The organism is Kamptonema animale CS-326 (genome assembly GCF_028330895.1).
GTDB lineage: Bacteria > Cyanobacteriota > Cyanobacteriia > Cyanobacteriales > Microcoleaceae > Kamptonema > Kamptonema formosum.
In genome coordinates, this window is record NZ_JAQMUA010000189.1 from 19693 (window position 1) to 35628 (window position 15936).

The 15936-nt window shown below is 43.0% G+C and carries 14 protein-coding genes; 3 read left to right on the plus strand and 11 right to left on the minus strand.

Annotated features, from left to right (window positions below):
• Nucleotides 1–3: 3 nt before the first annotated feature.
• Together PN499_RS11145 and PN499_RS11150 are read right to left on the minus strand one after the other, a co-directional pair.
• Nucleotides 4–1839: a two-component system response regulator gene (locus PN499_RS11145; protein ID WP_272031932.1), complete on the minus strand. Its 1836-nt coding sequence runs from the start codon at nt 1837–1839 to the stop codon at nt 4–6.
• A 42-nt stretch (nt 1840–1881) separates the two neighbouring features.
• Nucleotides 1882–5577: a GAF domain-containing hybrid sensor histidine kinase/response regulator gene (locus PN499_RS11150; RefSeq protein WP_272031933.1), complete on the minus strand. Its 3696-nt coding sequence runs from the start codon at nt 5575–5577 to the stop codon at nt 1882–1884.
• Nucleotides 5578–6116: 539 nt separating this feature from the next.
• On the opposite strand from PN499_RS11150, the gene PN499_RS11155 reads away from it, so the two are divergent.
• Nucleotides 6117–6398 carry a YiaA/YiaB family inner membrane protein gene (locus PN499_RS11155; protein ID WP_272031934.1) on the plus strand — a complete coding sequence of 94 codons (282 nt, stop codon included), beginning with the start codon at nt 6117–6119 and terminating at the stop codon, nt 6396–6398.
• Nucleotides 6399–6682: 284 nt separating this feature from the next.
• On the opposite strand, the gene PN499_RS11160 is transcribed toward PN499_RS11155, so the two are convergent.
• Entirely contained in the window at nt 6683–7156 is a 474-nt protein-coding gene (locus PN499_RS11160) for a TspO/MBR family protein (protein ID WP_272031935.1), read from the minus strand.
• A 465-nt stretch (nt 7157–7621) separates the two neighbouring features.
• Between PN499_RS11160 and PN499_RS11165 the strand changes: the two genes are divergently transcribed.
• Nucleotides 7622–8263 (plus strand): hypothetical protein, encoded by a 642-nt coding sequence (locus PN499_RS11165; protein WP_272031936.1) that lies wholly within the window; start codon nt 7622–7624, stop codon nt 8261–8263.
• Between the two features lie 324 nt (nt 8264–8587).
• On the opposite strand, the gene PN499_RS11170 is transcribed toward PN499_RS11165, so the two are convergent.
• Complete coding sequence (locus tag PN499_RS11170) at nt 8588–9163, minus strand: hypothetical protein (RefSeq protein ID WP_272031937.1); 576 nt, start codon at nt 9161–9163, stop codon at nt 8588–8590.
• Between the two features lie 550 nt (nt 9164–9713).
• Here PN499_RS11170 and PN499_RS11175 point away from each other — a divergent pair.
• Entirely contained in the window at nt 9714–10028 is a 315-nt protein-coding gene (locus PN499_RS11175) for an FmdB family zinc ribbon protein (RefSeq protein ID WP_007356517.1), read from the plus strand.
• Nucleotides 10029–10423: 395 nt separating this feature from the next.
• Here PN499_RS11175 and PN499_RS11180 read toward each other — a convergent pair whose 3' ends face one another.
• From PN499_RS11180 to PN499_RS11210, 7 genes are all read right to left on the minus strand, one after another.
• Entirely contained in the window at nt 10424–10885 is a 462-nt protein-coding gene (locus PN499_RS11180) for a ferredoxin (protein WP_272031938.1), read from the minus strand.
• A gap of 184 nt (nt 10886–11069) precedes the next feature.
• Nucleotides 11070–11456, minus strand: coding sequence for a DUF1257 domain-containing protein (locus PN499_RS11185; RefSeq protein ID WP_272031939.1), 387 nt, complete (start codon nt 11454–11456; stop codon nt 11070–11072).
• 38 nt (nt 11457–11494) lie between these two features.
• A complete protein-coding gene (locus PN499_RS11190; protein WP_007356520.1) occupies nt 11495–11704 on the minus strand; it encodes a DUF2997 domain-containing protein in 210 nt (69 codons plus the stop codon).
• 488 nt (nt 11705–12192) lie between these two features.
• A complete protein-coding gene (locus tag PN499_RS11195; RefSeq protein WP_272031941.1) occupies nt 12193–12603 on the minus strand; it encodes a GFA family protein in 411 nt (136 codons plus the stop codon).
• A gap of 144 nt (nt 12604–12747) precedes the next feature.
• Complete coding sequence (locus PN499_RS11200) at nt 12748–13344, minus strand: hypothetical protein (protein ID WP_272031942.1); 597 nt, start codon at nt 13342–13344, stop codon at nt 12748–12750.
• Between the two features lie 70 nt (nt 13345–13414).
• Complete coding sequence (locus PN499_RS11205; protein ID WP_272031943.1) at nt 13415–14542, minus strand: type II secretion system F family protein; 1128 nt, start codon at nt 14540–14542, stop codon at nt 13415–13417.
• Between the two features lie 88 nt (nt 14543–14630).
• Nucleotides 14631–15728, minus strand: a complete 1098-nt coding sequence (locus PN499_RS11210; RefSeq protein ID WP_272031944.1) for a type IV pilus twitching motility protein PilT — start codon at nt 15726–15728, stop codon at nt 14631–14633.
• Nucleotides 15729–15936 lie beyond the last annotated feature (208 nt).

The following is a 15936-nucleotide window of genomic DNA, read 5'->3' on the forward strand; positions in this document are numbered from 1 at the left end:
ATCTTACCACCGAGGAGCCGATAGAATTAAATTTCTTGCTGCTGTTGCTTCCAAAGGTTTAGAAAACAGATACCCCTGACCAAAGGGGCAATTTAAACTTCTAAGTTGGGCTAACTGTTCTTGGGTTTCAATTCCTTCTGCAATCGCATTCATTCCCAAAGCCTGACTAATACTCATAATTGCTGATATCAACCCCATATTTTCCGCTTTTCCATCCAAACGTTGCACAAAAGAGCGGTCAATTTTTAAATTGTCAACAGGAAAAGAATGTAGGTAGCTCAGGGAAGAATAACCCGTGCCGAAGTCATCGATACTCAATTGAATGTGCCGTTCTCGGAGTTTTTGGAGAATAACCGCAGCAGATTTAGCATTTTCCATAATAGCACTTTCTGTAATCTCCAATTTCAGAAAGTTGGGATTAAGTTGGGTTTGGGTCAAAATTTGGTCAATTTGCTCAATTAAATCTGGCTGTGCAAATTGCCGCACCGAAAGATTAACGCTCATCGTTAAAGGATAGTCAGCTACTTTTTCCTGATGCCATAGACGCAACTGGCGGCAAGCTTCCCCCAAAACCCACTTGCCAATAGAATTAATCAAACCAGTTTCTTCTGCTGCGGGAATAAATAGTGCGGGAGAAACTAGACCCTGTTGGGGATGTTGCCAGCGCACTAGCGCCTCAAATCCAAAAATTCTGCCGGTATTTAGAGCAACAATTGGCTGATAGTAGACAATAAATTCCTGTTGGTTGACAGCCCTACGGAGGTCATTCTCTAGCTGCAAAACTTTAAGAGCAGCATCGTGCATTGCTGGATCGAAAATTTGATACTGACCTTTGCCCAAATTCTTGGCTCGATACATTGCGGTATCCGCATCCCGCAACAAATGCTCTGGCTGTTCGTAATTAAAATTTCCTACAGCAATCCCAATACTGGCATTAATAAAAACTTCATACCTTTTAAGTTGAAACGGCAAAGCAAGTCTCTGAAGTATGCGTTCTGCTGACTGGGTGGCCGTAGCAATATTTTCAATATCCACTATCAAAACTGCAAATTCATCGCCCCCCAACCGAGCTAGGGTATTTTTGGGATGCAGAGATTTTTCTAAACGGCGAGCGAGGGCAATTAGCAGTTCGTCGCCAACGGGATGACCAAGAGAATCATTAATAACTTTAAAGCGATCGCAGTCCAAAAATAGCACTGCAAACTGATAGCCTTTAACTTCTTTTGAACAATTAAGAGCTTGTACTAAACGTTCCATAAATAACACTCGGTTGGGCAAACCAGTGAGGGCATCATGGAGCGCCATTTTTAGCAGTTGCTCCTCTAAGAGCTTCCGTTCGCCTATCTCCCGCTTCAGTTCAGAATTAGCTGCTTCTAGTTGGTGAGTGCGCTCTTTTACTCGCTCTTCCAGTTGATAATTTAGTTGTTTTTTTTCTAGTTCTGCGGCTCTAAGTGCAAGTTGATTTTGGACGCGAGCTAACACTTCTGCAAGTTGAAAAGGCTTCGCGACGTAATCGGCACCTCCTACGGCAAAGGCTTTTACTTTATCAAAAGCATCACTGAGAGCACTCAAGAAAATCACAGGAATTTCCGCTGTTTTCGGATCGGCTTTCAAATGCGTACAAACCTCATACCCATCCATTTCCGGCATCATAATATCGAGCAAAACTAAATCAGGCACAACAGCTTGCGCGGCTGTTAATGCCATTTGCCCGTTTAATGCCTTGCGAACGTGATATCCCTTTTTAGTCAGCATTTTAGAGAGAAGGCGCAAATTGTCTGGGTTGTCGTCAACAATTAAGATATCTTCTTGGACGATGCCAACCTGATTCCCATCCATTTTAGCTTTTCCCTACTTGCTTAGATTTTAATTTTTAACTTTTTAATTGACAGCTATTTGAGCTAACTCTAGAATTTTATCGAACCGGAAATTCTCAACTAAGTCACCTATTGCCAAGGCAAGGGCGGAATTTTCTGCCGGGATTTTTTCCAGGAGCCGATAAATCAGAGAGTCACTACCTTGGGAAGCAGCTAGATATAGCTGTTTTATCCAATCCTCCGGCATTAGTTGCAAGGTTTCTGGCTGAAGGATTCTAGAAAAATCACACACTTCGCTTTCAGGATTTTTGGTTCTATCTTCCCCATCATTTTCGTATAGATAATTCACTCCTAAATATTGACTCATTTTAGCTAGCAGCTCTTGTTCTTTAAAAGGTTTACGCACCATATCATCACATCCTGCTGACAAAATCAGTTGTTGCTCTTCTTCAAAGACGCTAGCAGTTAAGGCAATAATTACTGTTTCGCGACTCTTTGACTGAGCTCTGATCTTTTTGGTAGCTTCATATCCGTCGATAACGGGCATCCTCATGTCCATCCAGATTAGGTGCGGCTCCCAACTTTCCCATAGGGCTATGCCTTGTTGACCATTTTCGGCTTCGCGCACTTCAAAGCCGAGTGAACTGACTAGCCGAACTAGGAGTAGGCGGTTAGCAGGATTGTCCTCGACAATCAAAATTCGGTGGGCAGGTTGGTTGGGCGCTAAACCGAGAATTTTTTTATTGATAGCCTGAGCTTTCTCACTCTCAATTCTATCAACGGAACTAGCCTGAATGTCAAAGGTAAATTTAGCACCTTGACCCAGTTGGCTGCTGACGGTAATTTCTCCTCCCATCAATTGTACGAACTTTTGACTGATAGGTAAGCCCAAGCCTGTACCTTGACCTGATTTCAAACCTGTTGCAGTTTGTCCGAAGGCTTCAAATAACTTGTCGAAATCCTCTGGAGCAATACCAGGGCCAGTATCTTCAACTTCAAACTGAAGGAAGAAGGAAGAAGGAAGAAGGAAGAAGGAAGAAGGAATATTGGTATTTTCTTTCTGTTCGTTATTACTTCTTTCTTTTTCGCAGATTCTCACTCGCAGACAAACATTACCGTTCTCGGTAAATTTAATTGCATTGCCAAGGAGATTGATCAAAATTTGACGTAGTTTACTTTGGTCGGTTTTTACATATCTCGGTACTGTTTTTGCTCGCTCAAAAGTCAGTTTCAAAGCCCTGGATTGAGCTTTGAGTTGCAGCAGATCTTCAAGGTTGTCGAGTAAGTTGTAGAGATCGAATTCATTTTCATAGAGTACCATCCGCCCCGCCTCGATTTTTGACATTTCCAGAATATCGTTAATTAATTCCAGTAAATGTTCGCCGCTGCGGTTGATAATGTTTAAATATTGTATGTGCTCTGTTGATAGCCCTCGATCGCGGTTCATCAGTTGGCTAAAACCAAGAATGGCGTTGAGCGGTGTTCTCAATTCGTGGCTCATGTTGGCAAGAAATTCGCTTTTGGCGCTGTTAGCGGCATCAGCAGCTTCCTTAGCTAATTTCAGTTCTGCCGCTTGCTTTTGAGTTTGAGCTAACAATTCTGCTTGCTGTATGGCAACTCCCAATTGAGCTCCAATTTGGACTACCATTTTAATTTCTGCTTCGCCCCACTCTCTAATATCGGAATTTTGATAAGTTGCCAGTAACCCCCAAAGTTTACTACTACAAAAGATAGGAACGATGATGTAAGCCCGTGCCTGAAATTGCTCTAATAGGTCAATGTAACAGGTGTCAAATCCGGATTGGTAAATGTTGGAAACGGAACGATAATATGTTTTTTGGTGGTAAAAACCGCCTTGATTTGCTTGCAGGTAAGTATCTTCTATGGGTTCCCCAGTAATGCTTAATGTTTTGGTGGCGCAATTCTCTTTTTCTATAGTTGTTTCTTTTAGCTGAGGCTGATTTATTTGTGACTCTAATAGCACTTTCCAGCCGGGTGCTACTGACTCAGCGACGAAATTTCCACTCCAATCAGGGTTGAAACGGTAAACTCCAACGCGATCGCAGTTGATAGCTTGTCGCAATTCAGAAGTTGCCGCGCTGAAAATCCGATCGATTTCTAACGTTTGGCGAATTCGCTGCATCATAAATGCAATTGCCTTTTCTCGTTCTGCTGTCTCCCGTAAAGCTAATTCTGCCCGTTTGCGATCGCGTGACTCCATTGCTAGAGAAGTCATATAAGCTAAATAACTGCTAAAGTTTTGCTCTTCAATTGCCCAATTTCTCGCCGTTCCTACCTGTTCTAAACAAATTACTCCTACAGTTTGCCCCTTGAAATTAATCGGAGTGTCTAACATAGAGGCAATTGATAGAGGAGTTAAATATAATTCGCTAAACTCTTGAGTTCGTGGATGAGTATGAGCGTCGTTGGCTACAATCACTCGATCTGTTTCTAAACCTTCAAAATAGTTGGGATAGTCAGTAGCAGAAAGTTTTGTACCTTGACTGTGCCTGTTGGGAGTAACTTCGTACAAATCAGCACAGTAAATCTCTGATTGGCCCTCGCTATAAAACCACACGCTAGCTCTTTCTACGCTCAAAGTCCGGGCTGCCAATTCGGTAATTTCCCTCAAAGCTCCCTGGATATTTCCCTCATAAATACTTTGTTTTTTTGCTAATTTCAGCAGTCCATCCTGTTGTTTGCGGAGGCGGATCTCGCTTTTTCGTAAAGCCGATTCTGCCACAATTCTTTCTCTAATTTCATTCTCTAAAATTGCATTGGTTTCTACTAGCTCTGCTGTTCGTTCTTGCACCCGATTTTCTAAGTCTTCATAGGCGCGGTTTTTGGCAACTTCTGCCCTCTGGCGCTGAAGTTCAGCGGTGGCTCTACCAGCAAATACTCTCATAATTGCCTTGGCACTTTCCTCATTCGCCAAAGGGCGATCGCTGTTGATACACAATATTCCAATTACTTCTCCGTTCGCCGAAAGTAGCGGCACACCCAAATAGCAAACAGCTTCCATCTTCTTTAAATCTGTAGCTTTAGGGAAAAGTTCCTGTACTCGCTCTGGGAAGTATTGCAGCGATGTTTGCTCGATCGCGAGTTCGCAAGGAGTATCGGACAATGTATATTCAAAGTTGTCTTCAATATTGTTACCGTTCCAGAAAGCCAGCGCTTTCAATTGCTTGGATTCCTTGCTCACTATTTCGGCAACAAAGGCGTGGCGAACGTCCAGAGCTTTTGCTAGATATTGCGTTAAAGCTGAGAAAAATTTCTCTCCCGTTACTGAAGCTGTGGCAGCTACAATACTTTTGAGAGCTTCTTCTGCTTTTTGCCGTTCAGCGATTTCGTGTTCTAATTCTCGGTTAATCGTTTCTAATTGTTCTGAGTTCCTCAGAGCAAAAAATTTAGGTAGCAGCGTTACCATTTGTGCTACCGCGTAACAGAAAATCAAGCCGGTAATCGCTTGCTCAACCACACTCAACCAGTAAAGCGGATGCCATAGCGTCAAAATTTCTAGTAAGTGACCTGTACCGCTGAGCAGGGTAAATACTCCAACTAAAATAAATATTCCTAGAAACGGAACATCCCTGCGCTTGTATATGAAATAGATTAACATCGCCAGAATTGAAAAATAGGCGATCGCGATCGACAAATTCGATAAAATGTGAAGCCATAGCAGTTGAGGTTGCCACAGGTAACAGTTACCGTGAGGGAGAAACCGACCTGATGAAAAGAACTCCTCGAAGATTGTCAGCATAGGTTTTTTGTTCTAAATATGCCACCTGTCGGTCGATAATAATAGCCAATTATAGCCAAAGAGGCTGGAGTGGATAGGGGCAGGCTCTTGTATATACAAAGAGCGTCTCCTGTCTCTGAGGGTGAGAGAGATTATTCATGACTTTGGGTTGAGCGCAACCAACTGCTATGCTACCCATAAGCTAGAGATGAAAAATTAAAATAGATCTCGTTTTTAAGGAAGTAGAGCAGCTTGAAATTTATTAAAATTCTATTGATATGATTGGGAAGACTGAGAACTGTATAAACTATAGTAGATAGTAAATAAAGCCATTCCTTTTCTTGCTTTCCCTACCTTACCTTAGTCCAGTTTCAAAACTGTCCACTCTCACTCCTATTGATTTGAAGCTCAAACCCTATCTTCAGCGTTTTTCCCCAGAAACTAAAAGTCCGATTGCATTGTTCAGTTTTACAAAGTGTCCTTGTTATCTACCACCTTTAATTAACGATGTCTATTGTGTAAGTTAACTAACTAATCGGCAAATCACAGCCAGAGGGAATATGCCACAACCAATTGCACAGCAAAAAGATACAGCAGCTTGGGTGATTCAGTGTTGGGCTTCTTTTATTCTTGCCCTTTCTGCGACTACTTTTGGCATTATTTATTTACCAGTTGATAACTGGGTAAAAGGGTTTATGGGGATGGGATTAACTTTCTCCGTCGGCTCCTCTTTTACGCTGGCAAAAACCATTAGAGATAACCACGAAGCTACAAGATTAAATGCTCGTATTGATGAAGCCAGAGTTGAGAAAATCCTCGCCGATCACCATCCTCTTAAATAATATAAACTCGGACAATTCCTGTAACAAGAATAGGATTTATGCACTAAAATGTAAGATGGGTGGTCGCCGTAAATAAGCTCATAACTTATCATCAATATTTGTTGGCGATCGCTCACCTTACAAGTTCTCGCTGAAAATAGTATACAATTAGCAATTAAGTAAGTCCACCTAATTAAACATAAGATCGGGATGGCTAAAAAGCTGACTGTATAAACATTCTTCCTTCTCTCCTAGATAACTAAATCCTTCTTCCTTCTACTTAGCAATTAACCGTTAACAATTACTCAAGCATCTGCCGGATTAAGATTCATCATTTCCCAAGTAGTATAAGTACCAATGGGACTCCAAACTATATAAGGAAGTAGCAGCAAGGCCGCAGAAGTCGAAATTGGCCAGATGGTCAGAGCGACTATAATACTTAAAATCGCACCCGTTCCCCCAATAATAGTACCAACTTTGAGGCTGCGAACAATGCACATCACAGGCGTGTAAGCTATTGTTACTAATTCTAAAAGTAGGTACAATCCCATTCGCAGCCAAGTTGCTGAAGTTCCCGGTTCTTTTTCCCAGACGATAACTGCTGACCAAGCAGCGCAAATAAAAATTACCGTCCAAATCACCGGAATTGCTTTTTCAAAAACTAACCATTTGGGTCGTTGCAAGCGGTTAAACCACTTGATGTCATGAGGTCTAATTAAACTACTAGCTAAGGCTACTAAAAAGGCAACGCCTCCAATTACCATCCATGATTTAATCATTTTTCTACCCTTTTGCAAATCATACCGATCGATTTTAGAGATTGAAAGAGGGACTCTAAGTAATTATAGAGCGATTTTGGCATATAAAGAAGAGTCTGACATCAGTCTGTAGTTAGAATTGTGACTGAAGATGGTGTTCGAGAATAAAGTTTTTGGGATGAGATGAATTTACAAGCAAGGATAGCGAAGTTAGAGCTATAAAACAACCTACAGCAGACCAAGGTCAAAGATTATTCTGTCTATAGTAATAAGGGTTAAGCTTAATCGCTGGGTTTTTCTATAAAAATAGAGGTAGATTGATTTATATAAATTGGTGGATTTAATGTTTTGTTACAAAAGCTTTAATAGGTAAATCAACCCGAAATATTTAGTGGATAGTTTGCAAATAGATTTTTGTTGAACTTAACCAGATACAACAGCAGAAAATCGGTTCAAACTATCAGATAGTAACAGGAGAAAAAAAAGATGTCAGCCAAGTTAGTAAATCGCATCAATTCGTTTAGGGTTCTCACCAGTTTGGTAGGAATTGTAGGTATGGGTTCGCTAGTCGGTGTGCCAGCATTTTCCCAAACCAATGAATCACCCACCGACGCTAATACTCTGCCAAGGGGTACGGTGGATGCCCCCGCCCCCTCGAATCCAAATTCTAATAACAACTACCCAGTCAATCAAAGCACTCCTGCTAGAACCAATCAAGACGGCACGATGATGACACCTGAGTGTATAAATCCGACTCAGAATGGTGCCCCTGCTACTACTAATCTCAACAACAGAAATACTGAGCCTGGTTTAAATAACCAGACTGCTACGGATATTGCACCTACTACAGCTCTTCAGGACTGCGGTACGAGGATGACACCTAGTACCACTAATCAGGATGGCACGGTCGTTCCCGATCGCACTAATCAGGATGGTACAATGATGAGGCGCGATGGCACTAATCAGGATGGCACGAGTATGCCTGATAGCAACAAGGAAGAAGGCTCTAGTGTCGGGCCTGGTTTTAATAACTCAGATGACAATGTAGCCCCACCGGGTGCTACTAATGCCCCAGATCCTAATCTTGAACCTCGTCTAGATGACTCAGGAGAGGGTCGTTCTCGGTAATAGTTTGTAAGACTTAGGTAGGGAGTCCCAGAAACCGGGTTTTTGAGAGAATTTATGGGTCTGGGCGAAGTATTTTCGTCAAAAAACCAGGTTTCTTTGGTTGGGTGCGTAAGTCCTGTTTAAAACAGGTCATAGCGCTCGAATTTATGAATAAAAAGTTACCTTTAGGAGAGTCATAACGCCGCTCTTAGAGGTAACTTTTTAGGGTTGCAAAAAATAAACAAATTGCAAAAATTATGTCGGAGTGAAACTGATGCAGATTTTTTTGGCTTTTAACGATGACTTCGGGCGTATCAGCTTCGCCTTTGCAATTTTGTCTAATTATTAGCCTAGTCGATGGTGGTGTTCAAGTTCGATACTAGATTCCTCAGTATGTTTAGGTACCAGTAGTGTATTGCCGTTAGGTTGCATCACTGCTTTAATGATTTGGACAAACCGATTAGGTCTAGCCTGACCGTTGAGTTTTCTGCGGTCTTGTACCTTTTTAGCGAGATGTCGCATCACCGATAAATCTAGCTCGTCTACGAAATGGTCGGCAATTCTTTCACCCATCAAATCGATTGCTTCTGAGTATTGTTCCGTCAGCATTTCGATAGCATCATAAGCTTCATCAGCGACCTGATTAGCAATAGTTTTATTTGATTCAGCAGCAGGTTGGGAATGGTTGCGGCGGCGGTCTAAAAGATTTTGGTAGTCAACTATGCTCATTCCCAAATTGTAAATATGGTGGTGAACATGATCGATTAAATCTACTTCGCTAGGATAGTAAAAACCTCGACTGCTATTGATGCCGTGCAGTTTGGCCCAACGCCGTAGGATTGCTTCATCTTCTAACTGGTATCGCTCTAACATTTGAGCTATACTTAGTTCTACTTCTGGCGTAACTTTGAAATCACTCATGGAGAAATCCTCGATAGTAATAGATAAATCAAACTGAAAGTTAGACAGTGCGATCGCTTGAGTATCGCTAGCAAACTATGGTAAATCTTTTAGGAGCTTGAGAGTAATTTTTACTGCCATTAGTTTACTCGTAATAGAGCCATACTTACTTTAAAGCAAAGGGGATTCAAGAGGAAATATCGCAAAAGGCAGAAGGCTGCTATGCTGGAGGCAGAGGGAAAATGCAATCAAAACAGTAGCTTCAGCAATTAAGAGCCTTCTAATCACTTTGGCAGTTGCTATATTTCTCTGAGCAGGTTCGATCGTTTAGGAAGAGCTAGCCTGCTACGGTTCATTATATGATATCGCTATCCCTATCCCTATCGCTTTCAAAATTTAATTGCGATTCCGATTGTGATTAGGATTACAATCGATATTTATGGGTAAATTGGGAGTAAACAAATCCCTAGTTTAAAATTTTTCTCTTGCAATCAGGGACATAGTTGAGCTAAAATAGCAGAAATTTAGTCTACAGCCAGTAATCTGAGTCATTGCGATCGAGATTCTCTCCATGCCTATCTACGATTATTTTTGTCCCACCAATAACGAACGGGTCGAAGTTTGGCACAGCATGAACCAGCAAGTCACGACTTGGGGGGAACTGTGCAAGTTAGCTAAATGCGATCCCGGAGATACTCCAGAAGACGCTACCGTGCGCCGTTTGCTGAGTGCGCCAAGACTGATAATGCCAACATCAAACACTGATTACAAGAGCGCTGGTTTTAGCAAGTATGTGAAGCGCGATGAGGGTGTTTATGAGGATGTTACGGCTGTTGATGCAAAAAGTCGCCTTATTAATCGCGAGGGAAAGCCGATTCAAGGCTGAAAATTTGAAAGGAAAAAAGGAGAAGGAAGAAGGATTTAGTTATCTAGGAGATAGGGAAGAAAGAAAACATACGCAGCCAGCTTTTTAGTCATCAGTTTTTTAGGTTTAATCAGGTGGATTTACTTATAAATTTTGTAAGTATATAGCAATCCTAAATGAATCCTAAATTTTTTACCCCACCCCAACCCTCCCCTTGCTAAGGGGAGGGAGTAAGAAATTCGCAAATGATTTAGGATTGCTATATGCCGCAAATATGGAGGTATATTTCATGATTTTAACTTGGGAGAAATTTAAGTAGCTTGTAGGGTGAGGGAGCTGGATTACCTATATTTAGCGATCGCAGTATAGTTTGTAGCAGCGCCCACCCTTTGATTTTGTGAGAAATAGCGATCGCTTCAATCGGCGCGTTTGCGATCGCGCCTCGCTTTTTGCCTTTGGCGGATTTGAGCCTGAACCGTAGCACGATCGACGGGAAACCCGATCAGGGGGATTATCTGATCTTTGCGCTCGTTTTCCAATTTCTTAAGTTCAGTGTAATCAACCCAGTGGATGCAATCAACTGGACAAGTGTCGATCGCTTCCTGAATTAAGTCATCAGAGTCCCCATCCTGTCGTACCACGCGCGATCGCCCATAGTCTGGCTCAATGTAGAATGTATTACGAGCAACGTGGGCGCAATGTTTGCAGCCGATACAGGTAATTTCATCAACATAAACCCCTTTCTGTCGTAGCATACCGCCCAATTCGGGTTCTAAACCCGAACGCTGCGGTGCATCCCGCAAAAATCCGCCTAACTCCGGCTCTAAACCAGAGCGATCGCTCATACTTTCTATTGGTATTGGAGAAAGTTCTGACATTTATACCTCTTCCAATAAATAATAAGTCCGCCTGCGCGGACTTTAATTCGACCTCTGACAAAAGCCTCGAAAAACTAGATCGTAGTAAGGACTTAAGTCTTTTCTTGTCAAACTTACAAGTAAGGGCTAAAGTCCTGACTACGAACTTCTGGTAATTTTGAAACAAGTTTCCACCTGTAAATTTTTAAGCGCACCAACGCTGCACCACCAAGCGGATTGAACCATCTTGATTTTGCTTTTGTTCCGCAACTTGAAAACCTTGCTTTGCACTCTCATTCACAACAGTATGATAAGCGTAGCGCTGAGTCACCTTATTGAGAAAGCGATCTACAGACCAAGCTTGCTGCCAAAATTGCAAATCAGCAACCAATTCGTACTCAGTACCGTTCCAGCTAAATCCAACGTCATAACCGTTTTCTTGTTCGATCGCTATTTCAGCAGTGTTAGTGAGGCCGCGATAGCCGCGTACTTCAGAAGGGCCTGCTTTCCAGTTGATACCGAGATCGGTCAAAGCAGCTTGTAAGGAGGTCAGATTGCGGATTTGGGTTTTGATTTGGCTAAAGTGTGACATGGTGATATTCAAGTAATTAAAGAAGTTAACAAAACAATTTACCAATCGCTCAAAGCTACTTTCGCTGTAGCTTCCGCTGACTGATGCAGTTGAGCTGCGAAATATTCAGAGGTTGACTCTTGATGGAGGACTAAGCCAAGCTGGGCTTCGATCGCAGCCGTTACCTCAGCGCAAGATGCACCGACTATGCCAGTGACTTTTTCCTGCACGCGACCATCTGGATAAATCACAAATTCTAGTGTTTCCATAAATCCTGGCTAGTTGCTAGGTCGTTGTGGGAGTAGACACCGGCACCAGTAAGCTAGCGGCGATGCCTGCTGAAGTCGCTTCAAGAAGATTGGCTGACTCGCAAACCTTTAGATTAATTGTGACTAATTGAGAGGTTGCGAGTCATAACTTAACAAAAGTTATTAATATCGGGAAGCAGTACGTCAGTTGTCTGTTAAGTTTCGCGTAGTTCGTGACGTTAGTCAAGTCATACATAAGTCGTGATTTTTGGCAAGATATTTTTGGGAGCGATCGCTAACGAGAGTTGGGGGAGAGTATCTGGGATGGCGATTCGGGAGTGAGGTGCGATCGCGATCGTTCCATCAGCCTATTTAGCTTAAAATAAACACAAATTATAAAACTCTCAAAATGTAGCATTCTGTTGTCTTACACAAACTCACAAGCTCTTGTTCGCAAAATTGTCTGACTACAGATTTGCGGGAATCTAAATCCATCTTAGAACCTGACTTTACGACAGCGGAGGAAACTCTGGATAGCGAGGCAAATTATCTGCCAACTGCACCCATGACAAACGTTTTGAATCCCAGTAATGCAGCGTTGGCTTAATGCGATCGGGGTCATCCAAACTACCAATAGTAATATCAATCAAACCTGGTAAAAAATCCGCAGTAAAGCTAATTTGTGTCCCACACTCAGAACAAAAACCACGTTTCCCCTCCACCGATGAATTGTAAGTCTTCGGCTGTGCCTTAATGAATTTAACCTGTGACTGCTCAAACATAGCCCACGCCACAAATGGAGCAGCATGAGCACGACGACACATAGAACAGTGACAAATAGCAGCCATTATCGGCTCACCTATGACTTCATATCGGATGGCCCCGCATTGACAACCGCCATTTAATTTCTGAATAGTCATTACCACCTCCGATCAAGGCTAACGTTTAATTTTACTTACCACAAACTATTAATAATATCAATAATTATATATTTATAAATAATTAAGAATTGGAGGCCATAGTTATCCCTAAAATCGGCGCTAGCCACAACCATTTACCACCAACTAATCGCTAGTTATCGGCGGACTATCAGCAGAAAAAGACTCAGATTCCTCATCCTCAATAGCCGCCTCAAAACTTTCGATCACAAACGGCAAACCCGCACCTTTCAACCCCCGCTGAATCCGTTCCGGCGTATCTTCAAACAACACAAATAGCGGATGAATCTCCTCAGCTTCCTCACTGTAAATATGCCTATAACTGTGCGACATCACCCACTCATAACCCTTATCCAACCAAACTTGAGCCTGCCGCCAGCGACCCAGCAATTCTGAATAATCCTCCTGATAGCGGTGGATAAAAATCAAAATTTCTACCCCTGTTTTCACCTTCCACTCAGGATCGCACATCAAAATCGCCACATCGCAAGGCAAGCAAATAGCCTGTCCGGGTGCTATGCTGACACCGCTAATCCCTGAATGTGAAACACCATCCCGTAAGCGCACAACTGGCAGTGGAATAGTAATTACACTCTCGTGAGCTCGACGCATACTCGGAATCATTTCCAGATAAAGCCGATAACGTTTCAGCAGTGCGATCGCTGCCGAGGGCTCACTGTACTCTGCCAGCAACGCTTCGTAATGTGATTGTTTAATAGGCATCTTCAAACGATCGTTAGTAATTTGTAAACAGTTAACAGTTAACAGTTAACAGTTAACTGTTAACCATTTTCTACATCTTCTGAAACACTGCGAACATTGGCAGATACATAGACAGCAAAATCGAAGCCACAATACCGCCAATTACAACAATCATCAGAGGTTCCATCATACTCGTGAGCGCTTTAACTGCCTCTTCCACTTCCGTTTCATAAAAAGCGCCAACTTTCATCAGCATCTTATCTAATTCTCCCGTCTCCTCACCAATAGCCATCATCTGAATTGCCAAGGCCGGAAAAACAGCCTGCTCTTGCAAAGCAATACTAATCATACCCCCACCCATAATCTGAGTCCTTGCATATTCGATCGCATTCGAGATCGCTTGATTTCCGGCCACATCTCTCACAATCTCCAAGGAATTCAGAATCGGTACCCCCGATCGCGTCAGCGTCCCAAAAATGATGCAAAACCTAGCCACCGCCGATTTTTCCAGCAGATCCCCAAGCACAGGCATTTTCAACATAATTTTATCGATTTGCAAGCGGCCTACTGGAGTCTTGTAATACATCTTATAAGCAAAAGAAAGACCGATAAGACTGCCAATTACCGTCATTTGCGGAATAGGTGGCCAAGTTGTACAGAAAGCACTGATGCTTAACATAAATAGAGTAAATGCTGGCAAATCTGCACCAATATCCTTGAAAATCTTAGCAAAGGTTGGCAGCAGAAAAATTGTCATCGCGAAAAAAATTATAATCGCGATGAATAATACTGTCTTCGGATAAGACATAGCTGACTTAATTTCGCTCTGTGTTTTATGATTTTTCTCCATCAAAACTGCTAAGCGTTCCAGCACTTCATCGAGTACACCACCTACCTCTCCTGCACCCACCATACTTAGGAAAAGCTGATCGAAAACATCAGGAAATTTTCGCATCGCCGTCGAAAGTTCGCTCCCTTGTTCCACATCCGCACTAATACTTGTGAGCGCATTCTTCAACTTCGGATTAGAACACTGCTCATTTAACACTGCAAGGCATCTGACCATCGCCACACCTGCGTTGAACATTGCCGCAAATTGACGGGCAAAAATAGCCAAATCCTTAATCGTAACACTGGACATTGCCAGCTCTATTTTTTTTCCAATTGCATCTAAACTCAAGCCAGCTTTAGGTTTGTCACGGAGAACATTGGTAGCCATTTCTTACCTCTGAAAATTTTAGATTTTAGATAGTAGATTTAGGATGGCGAATTTCAGCTTAAATTCCCATCCCAAATCCCTAAGAAAATTAATGGTGTGCTCCAGCCTTAGCCCCTGCGGGTGCCGGCCCGATTAAGCGTTCGAGCTCATCCGGTTTGCCACTTTTGCTCATTCCCGCTTCCCAGCTAATCTTTCCCGCTTTAAAAAGTTCAGCTAAAGCCATTTCCATCGTCCTCATCCCCAATTTCGCTCCCATCTGGATTTGGGAGTAAATTTGAGCAGTTTTTCCTTCCCGGATCAAGTTAGCCATAGCGGGTGTATTCATCATAATTTCCATCGCACAGCAACGACCACCGCCAAGTTTTGGTACCAAGTTTTGAGATGCAATTCCCACTAAAGAACCAGACATTTGTGCTCGGATTTGTGGCTGTTGAATCGGAGGGAAAACGTCCAGCATCCGGTCTACAGTTGCCGCAGCGGAGTTAGTGTGCAGCGTTCCAAATACTAAGTGACCCGTTTCTGCGGCAGAAATTGCCAAGCCAATAGTTTCCAAATCCCGCATTTCCCCCACTAGAATACAGTCGGGATCTTCCCGCAAAGCCGCCCTCAGCGCATTCGCAAAGCTCTTAGTATCTTCACCCTTTTGCCGCTGGTGAAATAAGCTTTTAATATTAGGAAAAACGTATTCAATCGGGTCTTCAACTGTCAAAATGTGTTCCGATCGCGTCCGATTCACCAAATCCAGCAAGGCCGCCATCGTGGTAGTCTTACCAGAACCAGTTTGACCAGTCACCAAGACTAAACCCCTTGGCCTTTCCGTCATGTCCCGCAACACCTGCGGTACTCCCAGTGCATCTGCGTTAGGAATCTTGGAAGCCAAGGCCCGCAAGCAAGCCGCCCAGCAACCCCGCTCCCGGTAGACATTCACCCGGAAACGGGCTAAGCCCTTCACGCCGTAAGCGCAGTCTAGCTCCCATTCCATTTCCAAGTGCTTGCGCTGCATATTGTTCAGCATCTGGAAGATCAGCGTTTGAACTTCCTCAGCCGCTAAAATTTCCCCAAATTGTGGCTGAGGGGTGAGTTTACCGCTGACGCGGAAGAAGATCGGTGCGCCGGCTTGGATGTGAATGTCCGAACCGCCTTGCTCTACAAGGGACTCCAATACGTCCTCAATCATCAAACCCATAGATACGTCTCCCGAATCAGATTGATACTTACAGACAAATTTAACTCAGTTTTCAGTTAGGCGCTCTTCATTGGTGACAAGTTAAGAAGAGCGCTCGAAAGTCAAGAGGGACTTTCTCTAAAAGCTCAAACGTGTGAAACTCAGACTGGATGAGTCATCTAGCCCCGGTGAATCCCCATGAGCCGAACCCGAAAAACTAATAGAGACC

What these genes read in the sequence shown, in the direction of transcription:
- PN499_RS11160 (WP_272031935.1), bottom strand. Translation starts at nt 7,156, where the DNA reads ATGATTAAATCATGGATGGTAATTGGAGGCGTTGCCTTTTTAGTAGCC.
- PN499_RS11155 (WP_272031934.1), top strand. Translation starts at nt 6,117, where the DNA reads ATGCCACAACCAATTGCACAGCAAAAAGATACAGCAGCTTGGGTGATT.
- PN499_RS11170 (WP_272031937.1), bottom strand. Translation starts at nt 9,163, where the DNA reads ATGAGTGATTTCAAAGTTACGCCAGAAGTAGAACTAAGTATAGCTCAA.
- PN499_RS11180 (WP_272031938.1), bottom strand. Translation starts at nt 10,885, where the DNA reads ATGTCAGAACTTTCTCCAATACCAATAGAAAGTATGAGCGATCGCTCT.
- PN499_RS11175 (WP_007356517.1), top strand. Translation starts at nt 9,714, where the DNA reads ATGCCTATCTACGATTATTTTTGTCCCACCAATAACGAACGGGTCGAA.
- PN499_RS11145 (WP_272031932.1), bottom strand. Translation starts at nt 1,839, where the DNA reads ATGGATGGGAATCAGGTTGGCATCGTCCAAGAAGATATCTTAATTGTT.
- PN499_RS11195 (WP_272031941.1), bottom strand. Translation starts at nt 12,603, where the DNA reads ATGACTATTCAGAAATTAAATGGCGGTTGTCAATGCGGGGCCATCCGA.
- PN499_RS11150 (WP_272031933.1), bottom strand. Translation starts at nt 5,577, where the DNA reads ATGCTGACAATCTTCGAGGAGTTCTTTTCATCAGGTCGGTTTCTCCCT.
- PN499_RS11210 (WP_272031944.1), bottom strand. Translation starts at nt 15,728, where the DNA reads ATGGGTTTGATGATTGAGGACGTATTGGAGTCCCTTGTAGAGCAAGGC.
- PN499_RS11205 (WP_272031943.1), bottom strand. Translation starts at nt 14,542, where the DNA reads ATGGCTACCAATGTTCTCCGTGACAAACCTAAAGCTGGCTTGAGTTTA.
- PN499_RS11185 (WP_272031939.1), bottom strand. Translation starts at nt 11,456, where the DNA reads ATGTCACACTTTAGCCAAATCAAAACCCAAATCCGCAATCTGACCTCC.
- PN499_RS11200 (WP_272031942.1), bottom strand. Translation starts at nt 13,344, where the DNA reads ATGCCTATTAAACAATCACATTACGAAGCGTTGCTGGCAGAGTACAGT.
- PN499_RS11190 (WP_007356520.1), bottom strand. Translation starts at nt 11,704, where the DNA reads ATGGAAACACTAGAATTTGTGATTTATCCAGATGGTCGCGTGCAGGAA.
- PN499_RS11165 (WP_272031936.1), top strand. Translation starts at nt 7,622, where the DNA reads ATGTCAGCCAAGTTAGTAAATCGCATCAATTCGTTTAGGGTTCTCACC.